This is a genomic window from Hymenobacter sp. 15J16-1T3B (assembly GCF_020711235.1).
GTDB lineage: Bacteria > Bacteroidota > Bacteroidia > Cytophagales > Hymenobacteraceae > Solirubrum.
Window position 1 is genome coordinate 89,715 of the sequence record NZ_JAJFAV010000003.1, and the last position, 16,323, is coordinate 106,037.

At 66.0% G+C, this 16,323-nt stretch carries 18 protein-coding genes; 9 read left to right on the plus strand and 9 right to left on the minus strand.

The features are described from left to right. Window positions 1-2 precede the first annotated feature (2 nt). Genes LJ737_RS06275 through LJ737_RS06285 form a run of 3 tightly spaced genes read right to left on the minus strand, consistent with a single transcriptional unit; the run spans window position 3 to window position 1,243 of the window. The gene (locus LJ737_RS06275; protein WP_227763778.1) at window positions 3-197 is read right to left on the minus strand and encodes a hypothetical protein; all 195 of its coding nucleotides are present in this window, start codon (window positions 195-197) and stop codon (window positions 3-5) included. Next, window positions 175-798, minus strand: a complete 624-nt coding sequence (locus tag LJ737_RS06280) for an HNH endonuclease (RefSeq protein ID WP_227763780.1) — start codon at window positions 796-798, stop codon at window positions 175-177. The genes LJ737_RS06275 and LJ737_RS06280 overlap by 23 nt, the downstream gene beginning before the upstream one ends. Before the next feature lie 40 nt (window positions 799-838). Beyond that, the gene (locus LJ737_RS06285) at window positions 839-1,243 is read right to left on the minus strand and encodes a type IIL restriction-modification enzyme MmeI (RefSeq protein ID WP_227763782.1); all 405 of its coding nucleotides are present in this window, start codon (window positions 1,241-1,243) and stop codon (window positions 839-841) included. Between the two features lie 473 nt (window positions 1,244-1,716). Between LJ737_RS06285 and LJ737_RS06290 the strand changes: the two genes are divergently transcribed. After that, the gene (locus tag LJ737_RS06290; protein ID WP_227763784.1) at window positions 1,717-3,351 is read left to right on the plus strand and encodes a vWA domain-containing protein; all 1,635 of its coding nucleotides are present in this window, start codon (window positions 1,717-1,719) and stop codon (window positions 3,349-3,351) included. Between the two features lie 174 nt (window positions 3,352-3,525). Here the strand turns inward: LJ737_RS06290 and LJ737_RS06295 are convergent, their stop codons facing one another. From LJ737_RS06295 to LJ737_RS06305, 3 genes are all read right to left on the minus strand, one after another. Then, window positions 3,526-3,822 (minus strand): GIY-YIG nuclease family protein, encoded by a 297-nt coding sequence (locus tag LJ737_RS06295; protein WP_227763786.1) that lies wholly within the window; start codon window positions 3,820-3,822, stop codon window positions 3,526-3,528. A gap of 405 nt (window positions 3,823-4,227) precedes the next feature. After that, window positions 4,228-5,097 carry an anti-sigma factor gene (locus LJ737_RS06300; protein WP_227763788.1) on the minus strand — a complete coding sequence of 290 codons (870 nt, stop codon included), beginning with the start codon at window positions 5,095-5,097 and terminating at the stop codon, window positions 4,228-4,230. A gap of 8 nt (window positions 5,098-5,105) precedes the next feature. Next, window positions 5,106-5,660 (minus strand): RNA polymerase sigma factor, encoded by a 555-nt coding sequence (locus tag LJ737_RS06305; RefSeq protein ID WP_317206645.1) that lies wholly within the window; start codon window positions 5,658-5,660, stop codon window positions 5,106-5,108. A 194-nt stretch (window positions 5,661-5,854) separates the two neighbouring features. Here LJ737_RS06305 and LJ737_RS06310 point away from each other — a divergent pair, with 194 nt between their 5' ends. Then, entirely contained in the window at window positions 5,855-7,252 is a 1,398-nt protein-coding gene (locus LJ737_RS06310) for an NAD-dependent succinate-semialdehyde dehydrogenase (RefSeq protein ID WP_227763791.1), read from the plus strand. A 386-nt stretch (window positions 7,253-7,638) separates the two neighbouring features. Here the strand turns inward: LJ737_RS06310 and LJ737_RS06315 are convergent, their stop codons facing one another. The 3 genes from LJ737_RS06315 to LJ737_RS06325 all read right to left on the minus strand — a co-directional run bounded on the left by LJ737_RS06315 (window position 7,639) and on the right by LJ737_RS06325 (window position 10,761). Beyond that, window positions 7,639-8,409: a YdcF family protein gene (locus LJ737_RS06315; RefSeq protein ID WP_227763793.1), complete on the minus strand. Its 771-nt coding sequence runs from the start codon at window positions 8,407-8,409 to the stop codon at window positions 7,639-7,641. A gap of 75 nt (window positions 8,410-8,484) precedes the next feature. Continuing rightward, on the minus strand, window positions 8,485-8,841 hold the full coding sequence (locus LJ737_RS06320) for a thioredoxin family protein (protein ID WP_227763795.1): 357 nt from the start codon (window positions 8,839-8,841) through the stop codon (window positions 8,485-8,487). A gap of 150 nt (window positions 8,842-8,991) precedes the next feature. Further along, the gene (locus LJ737_RS06325; protein ID WP_227763797.1) at window positions 8,992-10,761 is read right to left on the minus strand and encodes a DUF885 domain-containing protein; all 1,770 of its coding nucleotides are present in this window, start codon (window positions 10,759-10,761) and stop codon (window positions 8,992-8,994) included. Window positions 10,762-10,952: 191 nt separating this feature from the next. On the opposite strand from LJ737_RS06325, the gene LJ737_RS06330 reads away from it, so the two are divergent. The 7 genes from LJ737_RS06330 to LJ737_RS06360 all read left to right on the plus strand — a co-directional run bounded on the left by LJ737_RS06330 (window position 10,953) and on the right by LJ737_RS06360 (window position 16,312). Further along, complete coding sequence (locus LJ737_RS06330) at window positions 10,953-11,495, plus strand: heme NO-binding domain-containing protein (RefSeq protein ID WP_227763800.1); 543 nt, start codon at window positions 10,953-10,955, stop codon at window positions 11,493-11,495. A gap of 70 nt (window positions 11,496-11,565) precedes the next feature. Continuing rightward, a complete protein-coding gene (locus LJ737_RS06335) occupies window positions 11,566-11,904 on the plus strand; it encodes an arsenosugar biosynthesis-associated peroxidase-like protein (RefSeq protein WP_227763802.1) in 339 nt (112 codons plus the stop codon). A gap of 63 nt (window positions 11,905-11,967) precedes the next feature. Next, entirely contained in the window at window positions 11,968-12,501 is a 534-nt protein-coding gene (locus LJ737_RS06340) for a rhodanese-like domain-containing protein (RefSeq protein WP_227763804.1), read from the plus strand. Window positions 12,502-12,508: 7 nt separating this feature from the next. Beyond that, complete coding sequence (locus tag LJ737_RS06345) at window positions 12,509-13,213, plus strand: TIGR04282 family arsenosugar biosynthesis glycosyltransferase (protein WP_227763806.1); 705 nt, start codon at window positions 12,509-12,511, stop codon at window positions 13,211-13,213. Between the two features lie 97 nt (window positions 13,214-13,310). Then, a complete protein-coding gene (locus tag LJ737_RS06350; protein ID WP_227763808.1) occupies window positions 13,311-14,156 on the plus strand; it encodes a hypothetical protein in 846 nt (281 codons plus the stop codon). 212 nt (window positions 14,157-14,368) lie between these two features. Next, the gene (locus LJ737_RS06355; RefSeq protein ID WP_227763809.1) at window positions 14,369-15,367 is read left to right on the plus strand and encodes an aldo/keto reductase; all 999 of its coding nucleotides are present in this window, start codon (window positions 14,369-14,371) and stop codon (window positions 15,365-15,367) included. 57 nt (window positions 15,368-15,424) lie between these two features. Further along, window positions 15,425-16,312, plus strand: a complete 888-nt coding sequence (locus LJ737_RS06360; RefSeq protein ID WP_227763812.1) for an alpha/beta hydrolase family protein — start codon at window positions 15,425-15,427, stop codon at window positions 16,310-16,312. The last annotated feature ends 11 nt before the right edge of the window (window positions 16,313-16,323 follow it).

Consider the following 16,323-nt stretch of genomic DNA (forward strand, 5'->3'; position numbering starts at 1 on the left):
GGTCAGCGTAATGACCTGCTGCTCGGGGCCTGGTAGGCGGGGCGCAGGTAGCGCACGAGGCCGGTGGCTTCCTCGCGGGCGCGCTCGTGGTTGAGGCGCACGAGGCGCTGGAGCAGCTCGGCATCGGGCAGGTCGTGGGTGGCTGCGGGGAAATCAGGGTAATCGAAATAATCTTTATCGATATGGATAGATTTCATAGTTATGGTAATCAAGGTATAACTGAGAAATAGAATGCTTTACAATTTTTAAATCAGCTTGGAATAATTGACGCGCTCCAAAATCAAGTTCAGCGTGATGATTAGGGCATAAAACAATCATGTTAGCAGTGATATCAGGACCGCCGTGAGGGTTTCCTAAAGGTTTAATATGGTGCCCTTCCGCGTAGCGTTCCTTTGTATTCAAGACGATACTATGCTCGCAAATTTGACACCGGTATTGGTATAAACGCTTTAGTTCGTGAGCAAGGGTGCTGTCTCTAATGACTCGTAACGTCACCTGAATGGCATACTTCGATTCAGGCTCCGCTACATCAGAAGCAGGTGTATCAAATTGCTGATAGTTTCTTAATGCCCATATGCCTTTACCCAAGCCTTCTACCGAATAAAAAAGGTCTGGCTGTCCTGGACCATGATTCGCAGAATGAGACGAATGCGTCTCAATAGTGCGACGGACTGTGGCTTTCCATTGAGGAGAGAGGGGTTCAGGTCTGATACGCTCAATCTCTTCATACAAATCAGTGTAAGAAGCTAAGCCGCCTAGATTATCAAAAGCCTTTACAATGTATTCAAGCCAAGTCATAGCTGTAGTGTCGGTTTTGGGAATGAGGGAGGATCAAATTTTAAGCGGCTAAACTAAATAAACCCTGCTGGCGGGCGGCGTGCATCATCTGCTCCCACTTCACGGAGCCGCGCACGGCGTGGCCTTTGCGGCGCTTTTCGGCGGGCAGGCCCAGCTCGGCCCGCTCCGACTTCTGCTGCTGGTCGGGGGTGTCGGTGCCCTGCTTGGTTTCGAAGATAAAGCAACCGCGCTTGTAGAGGTCGATGCGGCCGGTGCTCTTCTTGCTGCCGTCGCGGAACTCCACGGCGCGCTCGAGCACGTATTGGTCCTGCTGCGGATTGTCGGTGGTGGGGTCGGGGCGGAGCACGCCCAGCAGGTCGCAGAGGTCTTGCAGGAACAGGCCGTAGTTGGCGCGCTCGGCCCCGCCGGCCGGGCGCCAGCGGGCTTCAAACTCGGGGTAAGTCACGGGTAATTGAGGCTAGGCAATGGGGGGCGGAAGATAGAAGGATTTGGCCTGATTAAGCGCCATTTCGCCCTGGCTTCGGTCGTTTGGTGGTGCGCTGCCGCGCGCCTCACCCCCCGGCCCCCTCTCCGAAAAGGAGAGGGGGAGCCGGACGATTGTTGGGAGGCTCACGTCCCCGGCTTCGCTTGATGCGCGGCTTGAAAAGGATGGGGGCGGGAAAGTTTAGGGGCAGGGGCGGGTTACTTCCCGCGCCCCGCCGGTATGTAAAGCACCAAGGGCGCCGCTGGTGCCTTGGGCTTTACCCGCGGGCCGGTACTCTGAGTGCCGGCCGCCCCACAGCTGCCGCCGCAGGTTTTCGTCGCGAAGAAAACCCAGCGGCCGGCGCACCGCCCCCACGCAAGGTCGCGAGTTGCGGCGGGGCGGATCGGCGGGGCGCTACGGCCCGGGTGCATCCATCCCACCAAGACTGTACTGTTATGACTCTGAACCGCTTGCGGCCCCTGCGGGGGCTGCTGCTGGCGGCTGCGCTATTGTCTGCCTGCAGCCAGCAATACTCCACCGAAAAACAAGAGGTGCCCGCGGCGTACGGGCTGAGCCGCGAGGCTGCGGCCGATGCCAACGCTGAAGCACCCGCCTTACCGGGTACTGCCGATACGGCCCCGGCTCGCCGCGAGAATTACGCCGTGGTGCACGAAAACGCCTTCCTCGACGCCCGGCACAACCCGCTGAGCACCTTCGCCATCGACGTGGACCGGGCCAGCTACGCCAACGTGCGCCGCTTCCTCACCCAGAACCGGCAGCTGCCCCCGCCCGACGCGGTGCGGCTAGAGGAGCTGGTGAATTACTTCCCGTACCAGTACCCGCAGCCCCGCACCGGCCCGGCCTCGCTCAACGCCGAGGTGGCCGCCTGCCCCTGGAACCCCGCCCACCAGCTGGTTCTGGTGGGGGTGCAGGGCAAGGAAGTGGCGGCGGAACACCTGCCGCCGGCCAACCTGGTGTTTCTGCTCGACGTGTCGGGCTCGATGAACGAGCCGCAGAAGCTGCCCCTGCTGAAAGAGTCGTTGCGGCTGCTGGTGCAGGAGCGGCTGCGGCCCCAGGATTACGTGAGCATCGTGGTGTACGCCGGCGCCGCGGGCGTGGTGCTGCCGCCCACTTCCGGTGCCGCGCCCGAAGCCATTCTGCGTGCCCTCGACGGGCTGGAGGCCGGTGGCTCCACGGCCGGCGGCGAGGGGCTGCGGCTGGCCTACCAGCTTGCGCAGGAGCACCGCCGGCCCGGCGGCAACAACCGCATCATCCTCGCTACCGACGGCGACTTCAACGTGGGCGAGCAAAGCGACGCCGACATGGAGCGGCTGATTACCCAGGAGCGCGGATCGGGCGTGTTTTTGTCGGTGCTGGGCTTTGGCGAAGGCAACCTGCAGGACAGCAAAATGGAGCTGCTGGCCGATAAGGGCAACGGCAACTACGCCTACATCTACCAGCTGGGCGAGGCCCGGCGGGTGCTGGTGCAGCAGTTCGGCGGCACCTTGTTCACCCTGGCCAAGGACGTGAAAGTGCAGGTGGAGTTCAACCCCACGCTGGTGCGCGAGTACCGCCTGCTGGGCTACGAAAACCGCCTGCTGGCCGCCGAGGACTTCAACGATGACCGCAAAGACGCCGGCGAGCTGGGCGCGGGCCAGCAGGTTACGGCCCTCTACGAAGTGGTGCCCGTGGGCGCACCCGCCACCGCCGGCCGCCCCGCCGTTGACCCGCTGAAGTACCAGACCCCGGTCAGCCCCTCCGCGGCCGGCGGCTGCCAGGAGCTGCTCACCGTGAAGCTGCGCTACCAAGAGCCGCAGGGCAGCCCGAGCAAGCTGCTGACCCTGCCTGTGCGCGGCACCCGCTTCGACGAACCCATTGCCCAGGCTTCAGACAACCTGCGCTGGGCGGCCGCGGTGGCGCAGTTCGGGCTGCTGCTGCGCGGTTCGCAGCACCGCGGCGAAGCCAGCTGGGCCAGCACCGCCGAGCTGGCCCGCAGCGCGAACGGGCCGGACACCGACGGGGCCCAGGCCGAGTTTCGGCAGCTGGTGCAGCAGGCCGCCGCGCTGGGCGGTGAAACGGCCACACGCTGAGACCGGTGTGTGCGTGGATGGTGCCGTTAGAAAGCTCTGGCCCGCGCGGCAGTAACACCCGCGTGCAACTTTGCCCAAAGGCGGCGGCCACCCCGCCGGTCCTCTCGAACGGCCCAACCAGGCCGTCATGTCGAGCTTGTCGAGACATCTCGCGTGCTGACGCCAGATAGTATCTTACCCTTTCCAAGTACGCGGGTCGATTGGTTCCCAGCTTGGATTCAACGTGCCAATCAGCCATTCCTTCTTGGTCCGGCGCCAATTCTTGAGCTGCTTCTCCCGGGCAATAGCTTGCGCAGCATCCGGGCTACTTTCAAAGTACACCAACAAGTTGCATTGGTAGCGGCCGGTAAACTTGCCAGCATCACCCAGCCCTTGGCCGTGCTCGTATAGACGCCGCTCTAAATCATTGGTCACGCCGATGTAAAGCACCGTACGGGCCGGATTGCTGAGTATATAGACGACATAGCTCATGCGGGTAAGATACTATCTGGCGTCAGCACGCGAGATGTCTCGACAAGCTCGACATGACGGCCTGGTTGGGCCGTTCGAGAGGACCGGCGGGGTGGCCAATCGACGTAGCGGCGGGTCGGGTTTGTGCCGTGTTCGAGCAATGACGCTTGCGGAGTATTCCCGCCGCATACGGGCTAGGACGCCCGCGGGGTATTTCTGCCGCGTTCGGGCTAGGGCGCTACCCGGCTGTTGCCCTCCTCGCTAGTAGGACGACATGATTGACACGACGTTGTTTTCTCGGGTGAGGAAGGGCGCGCACGGCATAGCCGGGGCAGGGGCACTCAGCCGTTGGCAGTGAGCCGATGAGAATAAAAAAGCCGGGCCACTGCATGCAGCGGCCCGGCTTTGGGTATGTAAAGGTGGGGCTTAGTTCATCTGGCCCATCACCGTCAGCGCGGCCAGCGTGGGGGTGGGGTGGCCGCCGGCGTCTTCCAGGGTCACGGCAAAGGCCTGGGCGCTGGGAATGTCCTTCATGCGCTGCAGACTGTCGCCGGTGGCGGTGGTTTGCGCCAGCATGCCGGCATCCAGGGGTTTGCCGCGGTCCATGGCCCAGAGCTGGTACTGCTTGCCGGCGGGCGCGGGCGGCAGGCTCTTCACGTCCACGTACACGCGGCGGCTGACGGGGTTGTACATCACCCGGGCGCGGGCGCCGGGCGCCTGGGGCGTGCCGGTCATCACCACCATGCGGAACTGCTCGTCGCGCAGCACCCCGATTTCCTGGGTGCGGGCGGCCAGGCTTTTCTCCACGGCTTGGGTGGCGGCGGCGTAGCGGGCCTGCTCGGCCTGGGCCAGCACCAGCTGGTTTTCGGATTGCTGCCAGCGGCTATAGAACAGCCAGTTGGCGCCCAGGCTCAGCAGCAGGGCCACCGAGGCGGCAATGGCCAGCCAGCGGAAGCCGTTGCCGGCGGGTTCGGGGGCGGGCAGGGTGCGCACCACGGCTTCGGGGCCCGGAGCTTCGTAGCGCGGGGCGGGTTCGGGAGCCGCCGCGGCGGCCGGTGCTTGCGGGCGAATGGCTTGCTGGAAGTTGCCGAGCACCCGTTCGCGCATATCGGCGGGCGGCGTCACGGCGTGGGCTTCGGCGTAAAGGCCCAGGGCGCGCTGCACGGTGGTCAGCTCCGCCCGGATGGCCGGGTGTTCCGCGGCCAGCCGCTCCACCTCGGCCGCCTCGGCCGGGGAAAGCTGCTGCAGCGCGTACAGCTCAAGTTGGCCCGATTCGATGTATTCCTCGATGTTCACAGCTCAGGTTATCGGATCAGGGTGGAGAGGACTTTGATGGCGGCGCGGGCGCGGGTTTTCACTGTACCTAAGGGCATGTTCAACTCTTCGGCTACCTCGCTCTGGGTGTAGCCTTCGAAATACAGCAAGTCGACAATTTGGCGCTGCTCGGGGTTCAATTGGCGCGTAAGCTCCTGCAGCCCGATGTGCTCGGGCCGGAAGGAATCGACGGCGGGTTGGCGCTCGGCAGGACTCTCGTCCAGTGGCTGGCTGTGAGAACTTACGCGGTACTGGCGGGAGCGGATTTTGTCGATGGCTAAATTTCGGCACACGTTCAGCACCCACGTAAACAAGCGCCCTTTCGAGGCGTCGTAGCTCTGAAACGAATGCCAGATTTTCACCATCGCCTCCTGCAGCACGTCTTCGGCGTCTTCCTCGCGGCGCACGATGCGCAGAATGACGCCGTAGAGCGCGGCCGAGTAATTGTCGTAGAACTCCGTCATGGCGGCCTCGTCCTGGGCGCGCAGCCGGGCTACGAGTTGCTGTTCGGCGGCGGGGGGCGACTCGGGTAGCAAACTGGTCACGGTGTGGGAAGTAGGGCCGCCGCCGCGCCGGAGTGGGTGCGGGCCGGGGCCGGTCAAAAGTAAGGACAAAACGCAGACGGCAAGGGCAGGGCGGCCAACCCGGAGAGCAAAGAGTCGGTTATAGGAAGCAGCCGCGCGCTTTCCGCGTACGTACTTCCGGGGTTGCCGTTGCACTCCGATTTGCACTTTTGCCCATGCCCATCGAATCCTACAACCCGTATACCGGCCGCTTGTTGCGCCGCTTCCGCCCATTTGCCTGGTCGAAAGTCGAACGAATCCTGGCCCAGAGCCACCGCGCCGCCGCTGCGTGGCGCCTCAGCTCCTTTGCCGAGCGCGCCCGCCTGATGCGCCGCGCCGCCGCGCTGCTGCGCGAGCGGGCCGACGAGCTGGCCCGCCTCATGGCCCTGGAAATGGGCAAACCCGTCGTCGACGGCCGGGCCGAAGCGCAGAAATGCGCCCTGTGCTGCGACTACTACGCCGAGCACGCCGAGCAATTTCTGGCCGACGAAGAAATCAAGACCGAGGCGCGGCACTCCTTTATCAGCCACGAGCCGCTGGGCGTGGTGCTGGCCGTGATGCCGTGGAATTTTCCCTTCTGGCAGGTGGTGCGCTTTGCCGCGCCCGCGCTGATGGCCGGCAACGTGGGCCTGCTCAAGCACGCGTCCAACGTGCCGCAGTGCGCCCTGGCGCTGGAAAAGATTTTCCACGACGCGGGCTTTCCGCCGGCCACTTTCCGCTCCCTGCTCATCGGCTCCGACCTCGTCGGCAAGCTCATCGAAGACGACCGGGTGCGGGCCGTCACGCTCACCGGCTCCGAGCCGGCCGGGGCGCAGGTAGCCGCCACGGCCGGCGCGCAGATCAAGAAAACCGTGCTGGAGCTCGGCGGCTCCGACGCCTTCATCGTGCTGGCCGACGCCGACCTGGCGCTGGCGGCCAAAACCGCCGCCCAGGCCCGCATGATCAACGCCGGGCAGAGCTGCATTGCCGCCAAGCGCTTCATCGTGGAGAAGCCCGTCGTGAAGGAGTTTATCAGCCAGATGAAAACCCACCTGCTGGCCCTGCGCACCGGCGACCCGCTGCTGGAAACCACCCAGTACGGCCCATTGGCCCGCCCCGATTTGGCCGACGAGCTGACCGAGCAGGTCAACGACTCGGTGCAGGCCGGCGCCAAGGTGGAGCTGTTCGGCGGGCAGTCGGCGCCGGGCACGGCGCTGTTTCGGCCCATGATTCTGTCGAACGTGAAGCCCGGGCAGCGCGCTTACCACGAGGAACTGTTCGGCCCGGTGGCCCTGGTGCTCGAAGCCAAGGACTCCGACGACGCCATCCGCTTGGCCAACGACTCGCGCTTCGGGCTGGGCGCCGCCATCTGGACCCGGGACGTGCGCCGCGGCGAGGCGCTGGCCCGGCGCATCGAGGCCGGGGCGGTGTTCGTCAACGCCTTGGTGAAGTCCTCGCCCGAAATGCCGTTTGGCGGGGTGAAGAAGTCGGGCTACGGCCGGGAGCTGAGCTACCTGGGCATCCGCGAGTTTGTGAACCAGAAGTCGGTGTGGGTGGCGCCGGCCCCCCAGGCCGAGGGCAAGAAAGTGGAGTAATTGTGTTAGGGTCTGTGGACAGTAAGCAAAAAGAACGTCATGCTGAGCCCCGCGAAGCAACTATACCGCTTCGTTGTCCGGTAGAGCTGCTTCGCGGGGCTCAGCATGACGTTCTAAAAAGCATTGGAGTGCTCTTTTGAGTTACTGTCCACACACCCTAGAGAAAAGTCGCTTTGAACTATCTAGAGACTTGAGCTGACGGCTGCTTGTCGCCGCGGCGGAAGGCGAAGCCAAATTTCGCTTGTTCCTCCAGGCCGTCAGGTCAAGCTGGTTGAATGCCGGTCAACGAAGCAGTAGCGAGGCTTGGCTTTCCGCCGCGGCGGAAAGCGGACGCCACGTGGAGCGTAACGTTCTGGGGTGTTGCCCGCTCGGCCTCACGCACCGGCTCAGGCGTAGCCCAGCACCCGGTACACCACGTAGCCGCTGAGTTCGTGCAGCAGCAGGCTCCAGCGGCTGAGCGCATCGGCGTCGGGTATCAGCCAGTAGCTGGGCGCGGCGCTGCGGTCGGTGGTGACGAAGCCGGCCGGAAAGGGTGTCGGGTGCAGGCCCACGCGCTGAAAGCAGCCCAGGGCCCGGCGCTGGTGAAAGGCGGAGGTGATGAGCACCAGCGACTTCACGTCGGGGTGGTGGGCCAGCAGCTCCTTGGTGTAGAGGGCGTTTTCGCGGGTGTTGCGGCTGCGCTCTTCCAGCCAAATGTCGCGGGCCGGCACGTCGGCCAAGCGCAGGAGCACGTACAGCTCGCGCGCCTCGGTGCGGCCGCGCGCGCCCTCGAGCAGCCCCGAACCCCCCGAAATGATGATGCGCCGGATGCGGCCGGCCCGGTACAGCCACAGGGCGTTGGTGAGGCGGTCGGCGCCGCGGCCCAGGTACACCCGGTCGTGCGGCGACTTGCGCCCGTCGCCGATGCCGGTGAGCAGCACGCCCGCGTCGTGGGGGCCGCCGAGCCGGCGCAGCCCCACCGGCGGCAGCTCCCAGGCCAGCAGGGCTTCGTTGACGAGGGCGTTGTTGGTACCGAGCAGAAACAGCCCGAGCACGACCAGCAGCAAGGTGCGGCGGCGGGCCGGGCGGCGCGTGAGCAAAGCGGCCAGCAGCAGCCCGAGCAGCCACAGGGCCGGCAGCAGCAGAAAGTCGAGGAGTTTGGAGAGCAGGAAAAACACGGCCGCAAAGCTACGCCGCGGCGCCATTTGGTTGGCGGCCGGCCCCGCGGGCGCGGACGCCGCAGCGCCTCCGCCTTACGCCCGGAGCGGTACGAAAGCCCGCAGACGGTCGAGCATCTGCCGCACGTCGGCTTCGGTGGTCAGTGCGTCGCACTCCAGCAGCTGGCCCTGGCAGTAGCTCACGAAGAACGGGGCCACTTTCTGCTGCATCAGCTTTTTGGCTACCGGGTTCTGGTCGGAATTCAGGCGCAGAAACAGAATGGGTTCGTAGGCCGGGTCATCGGCAAACTGGGCGAAGGGCGGGGCCAGCAGCTCGCAGACGGCGCAATTCGCGGAGGTGAACTTGGCGAAGACCTTCAGGTGGTCGTGGGTGTAATGGCGGAGGCCTTCGTCGTCGGTGTCGTGTACGCGCTGGCGGTTGGCGTCTTTCATGGGGGCGGGCGAGGGTAAAGCAGCGGGCGGAGCCAAGATGCCCGCTTGTACGAAAACCGCCGGCCCGCGGCTCAAAACCGGATAAATCCAAACGCCCCGGGCCAGGCCGGCAACGACCTAACCCGGGGCGCCCGTTGGAAGCCGGCGGCCTTAGCGTAGCATCATCCGGCGGATGTACTTCACCGGGGCGCTGCCGTAGCTGAGAAACTGCTCGTTGAAGTTTTTCAAGTCGAAGGACTTGCCTTGTTTTTGCTTCAGCTCGTCGCGCAGGGCCATGATTTCGCTGTAGCCGGTGAAGTAGGAGCTGAGCTGCACCTGGCTGAGCGTGGCGCGGCGCCACTTGTTGCGCGCTTCCGCCTCCTCCTGAAAGCCGTCGCGCATGAGCAGCTGCACGGCCTGGGGCTCGGCGATGGTGCCCGTCTGCACGAGGTGGTCGAGGATGGTGTTGAGCGTCACGCGCATGTTCCACTTGTCCCACATCAGCCAGATTTCGTCGGAGCCACCGGCGTAGCCGCTTTCCAGCATCATGCGCTCGGCGTACACGGCCCAACCCTCGATCATGGCTCCGTTGCCGAGCACTGCTTTGATGATGCTGGGCGAGCGGTTGGCGTACACGAGCTGGGTGTAGTGGCCCGGAATGGCTTCGTGGATGTTGAGAATCTGCAGGGTATAGTCGTTGTACTCGCGCAGGTAGCTTTCGGCCTGGGCGGCGGGCTGCCCGTCCAGCGGCTCCACGTTGTAATAGGTGTCGGCGCCCTTGTCGTAGGGCCCCGGGGCCGAGACGGAGGCGCCCGCACCCGAGCCGCGCATGTACAGCGGCGTTTCGCGCACCACTAGCGGCTTGGTGGGGTCCTGGGTGAGCAGCTTCTTGGCGTCGACGAACTGCACGAGCTGCGGAATCTGCTGGCGCACCGCGGCCACGAAGCCGGCCGGCGGGGCGTGCTTCTCCGAGAGTTTGCGAATCACCTCCCGGATGCGGGCGAGCGTGTCGGCGGGCAGGGGCTGGCCGGCAAAATACTTTGGCCAGAGGCGGGTGGCGCGCCGGTTCATGTCTTGCAGCAACTCCTGCTTGTGGGCCTGGGCGCGGCGAAACACATCGTCGGCCGAGGCGCTGGCCACGATGTCGTAGCGGAATTTCTGCTCGAACAGCTCGGGCCCGATGCGGAAGCTGCGCCGGGCCTGGGGCCGCAGCTCCTTGTCCAGAAAGTGCACGTACTCCTGCATGGCCTGCCGAGTGGTTTCGATGCGGGCGCGCAGCTCGTCTTTCTCGCGGGCGGGCAGCTCGGCGCGGTTCACGGAGTCGAGCAGGGCCGGCCCGAACACCTCCAGGCCGCCGCGGTTCTGCAGAATGGCCAGTTCCAGGTGCTCCTTGGTGGGGTTGCGCAGGTTGTTTTCGGCGGCGGCGTAGTACTCCGTGGCCCGGTTGATTTTGCTGGAAATGCTGCGCAGGCGGGCGGCCAGCGGCTGGTAGCGCCCGTTCAGGATTTCGGCTACCGGCTCGGAGAGGTTGTACTGGGCCGGGTTCCACTCCCAGCCGCGCAGCGTGTCGTTTTGCCAGCGCGTGGTCCGCAGCTGGTTGACCATCATCAGGTAGTCGGTCTGGTTGTTGGGCGAGAGGCTGTCGAAGGCAAAGCCCCGCAGCTCCTTGAGCCCGCGGGCGGCGGCTTGGTTTTCCACCTGCCGGCGCCCGGCCGTCGGGATGAAGAGCACGGCGTCGTACTTGTGAAAGCCCTGCGAGGACGCCCAGCCGGGGTTGTAGTACCAGAGCGAGTCGATAAACCGCTCCTTGTAGCGGTCGAAGCCGATGTCGGCGGGCGAGGCCTGGGCGGAGTCGGAGTCGGCGCGGCGCTGGCAGGCAGAGGTGCTCAGCGCACCGGCCACAACGAGCAAGCCCAGCAGGCGGGAGTAGGAGTGGGGCATAGACGAAACGGTTGGGCCGACAAGGTAGCGGCAAATCCGGCCGGGGCAGCACGCCCGCCGGCCCCAGCGGCGCCGGGGCCCCACGCCCGCGCGGCCTACCGGCCCGGGCGGGCCGGTATTTTCACCGCTGCCCGGGCGCACTTGTACGGTTGTGTTGTATTTTCTCCGGACTTTTGGGCTTTCTTCCCCTTATGCACGGCACCATCTTTACCCTGCTCAAGCGCTACGTGCAGACGCAGTACGACCACAGCGCCTGGATCCGCCTCGTGGAAGCGGCCGGCATCAGTGGCCTGGACTTCGACCACAAGCACGTGTACCCCGACGAGCACATGTACGCCCTGGTGGGCCATGCCGCCGCGATGACCGGCATTCCGGCTGCCGAGCTGCAGGAAAAATTCGGCGAGTACCTCGTGCCCGACCTGCTGTATATGTACCAGAAGCTCATGGACCCGAGCTGGCGCACCCTGGAAATGCTGGAGCACACCGAGCAGGTGATGCACAAGCGGGTGCGCGAGGAGCACGAAGACAACGCCCCGCCTGTGCTCGACGTGCGCCGCGTGGGCCCCGACGAGGTGGTGGTGGAGTACGTGTCGAAGCGGCGCATGGGCGCGCTGGCCGTGGGCATCGTGCGCGGCCTGGCCGTGTACTTCGACGAGGCCGACCGCATCGAGGTGACGCCCACCACCCGCGAAGACGGGGAGCACGTGCACATTCGGGTGCGCCGGCGGGCATAACTTCCCGCCGCCTTCCTTTTCACCCGGCCGCCAATCCGAACTCCGCGCGGCTACGTTTGTTGACCTTACTATGGACAAGAGCACCTACTACAACCCGGCCGACTTGGCCAAATTTGGCAACATCACCGAGTGGCAGGCCGACATGGGCCGCAAGTTCTTCGACTACTACGGAGAGGTCTTCAAGGAAGGCGCCCTTTCGGAGCGCGAAAAAGCCCTGATTGCCCTGGCCGTGGCCCACGCCGTGCAATGCCCCTACTGCATCGACGCTTACACCACCGACTCCCTGCAAAAGGGCGCCGACGAAGCCCAGATGATGGAGGCCGTGCACGTGGCCGCGGCCATCAAGGGCGGGGCGGTGCTCGTGCACGGGGTGCAGATGATGAACAAGGCCAAGGAACTCTCGATGTAGCATTTGATGTGCTGATGTGTTGCATGCGCTGGAATGACCATCAGCACATCAGCACATTAACCAATGAACGTGAAACGACTCTTGCTGATGTGGTCTGCCCTGCTGGCGCTGGCCGGTTGCGGCTCGGCCCAGACGAAAACGCCCGCCCAGGACGTGTCGCCGGCGTACGCGGCCCTGCTCAAGACCATGTACAAGAACACGGTGCCCACCGTGACGGCCGCCGAGCTGGCGCAGCTGCGCCAGCAGCGGCCGGGCCTGGCGCTGCTCGACACGCGCACCGCCGCGGAGTACAACGTAAGCCACCTCGCCGGGGCCCGGTTCGTGGATTACGACGCCTTCACGGCCGCTGCCGTGCGCGACTTGCCCCGTGAGCAGCCGGTGGTGGTGTACTGCTCGGTGGGGGTGCGCTCCGAGCGCATCGGCGAGCAGCTGCGGGCCCTAGGCTTCCGCGACGTGCGCAACCTCTACGGCGGCCTCTTCCAGTGGTCGAACGAAGCCCGCCCGCTCGTCGACGCCCACGGCCCGACGCAGCGCGTGCACCCGTACTCGGCCCTGTGGGGCGCCTGGCTTACCCGCGGCGAAAAAGCCTACAACTAATGTGCTGATGCGTTGGAAGGAGCTGGGGGCTGATGGCCGTTTTGTCATCAGCACCTCCGCTCATTTCAGCTCAGCAGCACACCACCGCATTAGCACATTACCCGACGTGTCCGACGAGCACCTGCTCATCTTCGCCCGCTACCCCGAGCTGGGCAAGGTGAAAACCCGTTTGGCCGCTGGCCTCGGCGAAGAAGCGGCCCTGAGCATCTACCGGCAGCTGCTGGCGCACACCCGCGCGGCCGTGGCCCCGCTGCCCGCCGCCCGCACGCTCTGGCTGGCCGCCGCCCCGCCCCCGGCCGCGGGGCCGCTCTGGCCCGGCACCGCCCAGCAGCTGCAGCCCGTCGGGGCCGACCTGGGCCAGCGCATGGCCCACGCCTTTGCCGCGGCCTTTGCCCAAGGCGCCCGGCGCGTGGTCGTCATCGGCACCGACTGCCCGGGCCTGCGCACCGAACTGCTGGCCACGGCCTTCGAGCAGCTGCGCCACCACGACGTGGTGCTCGGGCCGGCGGCCGACGGCGGCTACTACCTGCTGGGCCTGGGCCAGCCGCAGCCGGCACTGTTCGAGGGCATCCGTTGGAGCACCGACTCGGTGCTGCGCGACACGCTGGCCATTGCCGAGCGGCAGCGCCTGACCGTGGCCCGGCTGCCCACCCTGCAGGACGTGGACACGGCCGAGGACTGGCAGCGCTGGCAAGCCGCGGCGCAGGGCTGACGGCTGGCGCGTACCTTGCGCCGCTATTTCGCCGCGTATGCTTGCTTGTTCTTTTCGTTTCGCCCTTCGCTTCTGCACCGGGGCACTGCTTGGGGCTTTGCTGCTCCCCGGTTGCGGCCCGTCGGACCCGGCCACCGAGCGGGCCGGCGCCGACCAGTACCCACAGGCGCTGACGCCGCTGCACCGGTATTTCAACGTGCATTGGGCCCAGCACAAGCGCTGGGACGACGGCCTGGCCGAAGTGGCGACTTACGCGGCCCAGCGGGTAGTCTACGACCAGCCGCGGGCCTACGAGCTGACCATCATCACGGTGAAGGAGGACTTTAACCGGGCCTTCGACGTGAAAACGGACGATTACCAGCGCGAGGACCTGTTTGCGGTGATGAAGGTCAACGAGTTCTGCCAGATTCCGACCGACAATTACCCCTACCACTACCTCACCTCCCTGTTTTTCCGGCGCGAGGACCCGCTGCAGCTGCACAAAATGACCAGCTCTTCCCAGGAGTGGTGCGGCAACACGTTCAAGGCCCTCACCCAGCAGTCGCAAGGGTACCAGCTGAGCTACAACTCCTACTGGGACGGGCAGGGCACCGGGCAGCGCACGCTGCCCTTGGATGTGGTGCTCGAAGATGCCTTGCCCTACACCCTGCGCAGCCTGCGCTTCAACGACGAGCCGCTGTTTGAGCTGAACGTGCTCGAAACCCAGCAAACCAGCAAGGCCGCCGAGCCCAAGCGCTACCGCGCCGAAGTGCGCACCGCCCGCGCCGCCGACGGCGAGGCCCCGCGCCCGGCCTGGCGCGTGAGCGTGCGCCTGGAGCGCGGCAAGGACAACGTGTACTGGTTCGACCAGCAGTACCCGCACTTGCTGCTCAAGCACACCGCCTGGGACGGCCGCACGCTGCTGCTAAAAACCGAGCGGCGCTACGCCTACTGGCAGCACTAACGTAACGACGACGCCTCGCGTCGCGGCCGGCGCTGAAGCTGCGCGTGCGGGCGGCGTCGCTCCGCCGAAGCGCATGTGCTTCAGCAATTAAGCCGCCTTGCGTCGCCGCAACACCCGCGTTTTGTATTGCACAAGCCGGGTTTTGTATAGGCCGGCGGCCCAGACGGGGCGGCACCTTTGCAGGGTAATCATTCACCGTAATTTCTCTGCAAATGAATACCCTCAACCGAGTAGCCCTGGGCAGCCAGGGCCTGCAAGTGCCCGTCGAAGGGCTGGGCTGCATGGGCATGACCGGCGGCGTGGGCGGCATGAGCGTGTACGGCGCCGCCGACGAGGCCGAAAGCCTGCGCACCCTGCACCGCGCCCTGGAGCTGGGCGTGAACCTGCTGGACACGGCCGACCTCTACGGGCCCATGCACAACGAGCGGCTGCTGGGCCGCGCCATTGCCGGCCGCCGCGCCGAGGTCATCCTGGCCACTAAGTTCGGCTTTGAAGTCGACGAGCAGGAGCAGTTCACCGGCCGCCTCAACGGGCAGCCCGCCTACGCCCGCAAAAGCCTCGAACGTTCCCTGCGCAACCTGGGCACCGACTACGTGGACCTCTACTACCTGCACCGGGCCGACCCGCAGGTGCCCATCGAAGACACGGTGGGCGAGATGAGCCGGTTCGTGGAAGAAGGCAAGGTGCGCTACCTGGGCCTTTCCGAAGTCGGGCCCGACCTGCTGCGCCGGGCCCACCAAGTGCACCCGCTCACCGCCCTGCAAACCGAGTACTCGCTGTTCGACCGCGGCGTGGAGGAAACCGGCGCCCTGCAGGCTGCCCGCGCGCTTGGCATCGGCTTCGTGGCCTACTCGCCCCTGGGCCGCGGCTTCCTCTCGGGCGACATCAAAAGCCCCGACGACTTCGAGGCCGACGACTCGCGCCGCCTGTTTCCGCGCTACCAGGGCGAGAATTTCTATAAAAACCTGGCCCTGGTGGAAAAGCTGCAGCAACTGGCCGCCGCCAAGGGCGTGACGGCCGCGCAACTGGCCCTGGCCTGGGTGCTGGCCCAGGGCGTGGTGGCCATTCCGGGCACCAAGCGCCGCACGTACCTGGAGCAGAACGTGGCCGCGGCCGCCATTGCTTTCACCGCCGCCGAGCTGGCCGGCATTGACGCCATCATGCCCGTCGGCGCCGCGGCGGCGGGCGAGGCGTACCCGGCAGGCTTCTAGCGTTCCGACTGGCTGCAATGGCCGCGCAATAGCGTACTTGCCGGCTCAGCACTTTGTATGATGAGCGACTTTGTAGGCTATTGCGCGGCCCAGGTGGCCGATGACGCCCTCGGCCTGACGTTCCCGGTGGCGGTGTTTTACCCCACCGCTGCCCCGGCCCAGCCCGAACCCATCGGCCCGTACCAGCTCGACGTATCCCGCGACGCGGCGCCGCAGCCCGGGCCGTGGCCGCTGGTGCTCGTGTCGCACGGCACCGGCAGCTCGGGGCTGGTGCACCGCAACCTCGCCCTGGCGCTGGCCCGCCGCGGCTACGTGGTGGCCCTGCCCGAGCACCCGCACAACAACCGCGACGACGACAGCTGGGCCCACACCCCGCAGAACCTGCAGGCCCGGCCTCGGCACCTGCAGCTCACCATCGACCACCTGCAGCAGGACGCGCGCCTGGCTCCGGTGCTACGCCCTGATGCCGTAGCGCTGATTGGCCATTCGCTGGGCGGCTACTCGGCTTTGGCATTGGCTGGGGGCCGGCCCGTGAGCGTGCCGCGCACCGCCGCCGACGGACCTCCCCAGCCCATTCCGGTGCCCGCCGCCGATGCGCGGGTGCGGGCGCTGGTGCTGCTGGCGCCGGCGCTGCCCTGGTTTATGGCCGAAGGCAGTTTGGGCGGGGTGCACCTGCCGGTGCTGGCGCTGGCGGGCGAGCAGGACGAGCACATCCCGCCCGTTTTTGTGGAGCAGGTGCTGCGCGGGCTGCCCGACGCCAGTCGGCTGGACTACCGCGTCGTCGCCAATGCGGGGCATTTTTCCTTTCTGAGTCCATTTCCGCCGGCGCGGGTGAGCCCGCAGTTTCCGCCCTCGCAGGACCCGCCGGGCTTCGGCGACCGGGCCCGTTTTCACGCCGAGGAACTGTATCCGGCCATTGCCGCCTTCCTCGGGCGCTTTCTCTGATTTGGCTGTTA

Excerpts from the sequence above, each read along its gene's own strand:
- LJ737_RS06275 (WP_227763778.1), bottom strand. The coding sequence starts at position 197 with ATGAAATCTATCCATATCGATAAAGATTATTTCGATTACCCTGATTTC.
- LJ737_RS06280 (WP_227763780.1), bottom strand. The coding sequence starts at position 798 with ATGACTTGGCTTGAATACATTGTAAAGGCTTTTGATAATCTAGGCGGC.
- LJ737_RS06290 (WP_227763784.1), top strand. The coding sequence starts at position 1,717 with ATGACTCTGAACCGCTTGCGGCCCCTGCGGGGGCTGCTGCTGGCGGCT.
- LJ737_RS06295 (WP_227763786.1), bottom strand. The coding sequence starts at position 3,822 with ATGAGCTATGTCGTCTATATACTCAGCAATCCGGCCCGTACGGTGCTT.
- LJ737_RS06310 (WP_227763791.1), top strand. The coding sequence starts at position 5,855 with ATGCCCATCGAATCCTACAACCCGTATACCGGCCGCTTGTTGCGCCGC.
- LJ737_RS06320 (WP_227763795.1), bottom strand. The coding sequence starts at position 8,841 with ATGAAAGACGCCAACCGCCAGCGCGTACACGACACCGACGACGAAGGC.
- LJ737_RS06325 (WP_227763797.1), bottom strand. The coding sequence starts at position 10,761 with ATGCCCCACTCCTACTCCCGCCTGCTGGGCTTGCTCGTTGTGGCCGGT.
- LJ737_RS06330 (WP_227763800.1), top strand. The coding sequence starts at position 10,953 with ATGCACGGCACCATCTTTACCCTGCTCAAGCGCTACGTGCAGACGCAG.
- LJ737_RS06335 (WP_227763802.1), top strand. The coding sequence starts at position 11,566 with ATGGACAAGAGCACCTACTACAACCCGGCCGACTTGGCCAAATTTGGC.
- LJ737_RS06340 (WP_227763804.1), top strand. The coding sequence starts at position 11,968 with ATGAACGTGAAACGACTCTTGCTGATGTGGTCTGCCCTGCTGGCGCTG.
- LJ737_RS06345 (WP_227763806.1), top strand. The coding sequence starts at position 12,509 with ATGCGTTGGAAGGAGCTGGGGGCTGATGGCCGTTTTGTCATCAGCACC.
- LJ737_RS06355 (WP_227763809.1), top strand. The coding sequence starts at position 14,369 with ATGAATACCCTCAACCGAGTAGCCCTGGGCAGCCAGGGCCTGCAAGTG.
- LJ737_RS06360 (WP_227763812.1), top strand. The coding sequence starts at position 15,425 with ATGATGAGCGACTTTGTAGGCTATTGCGCGGCCCAGGTGGCCGATGAC.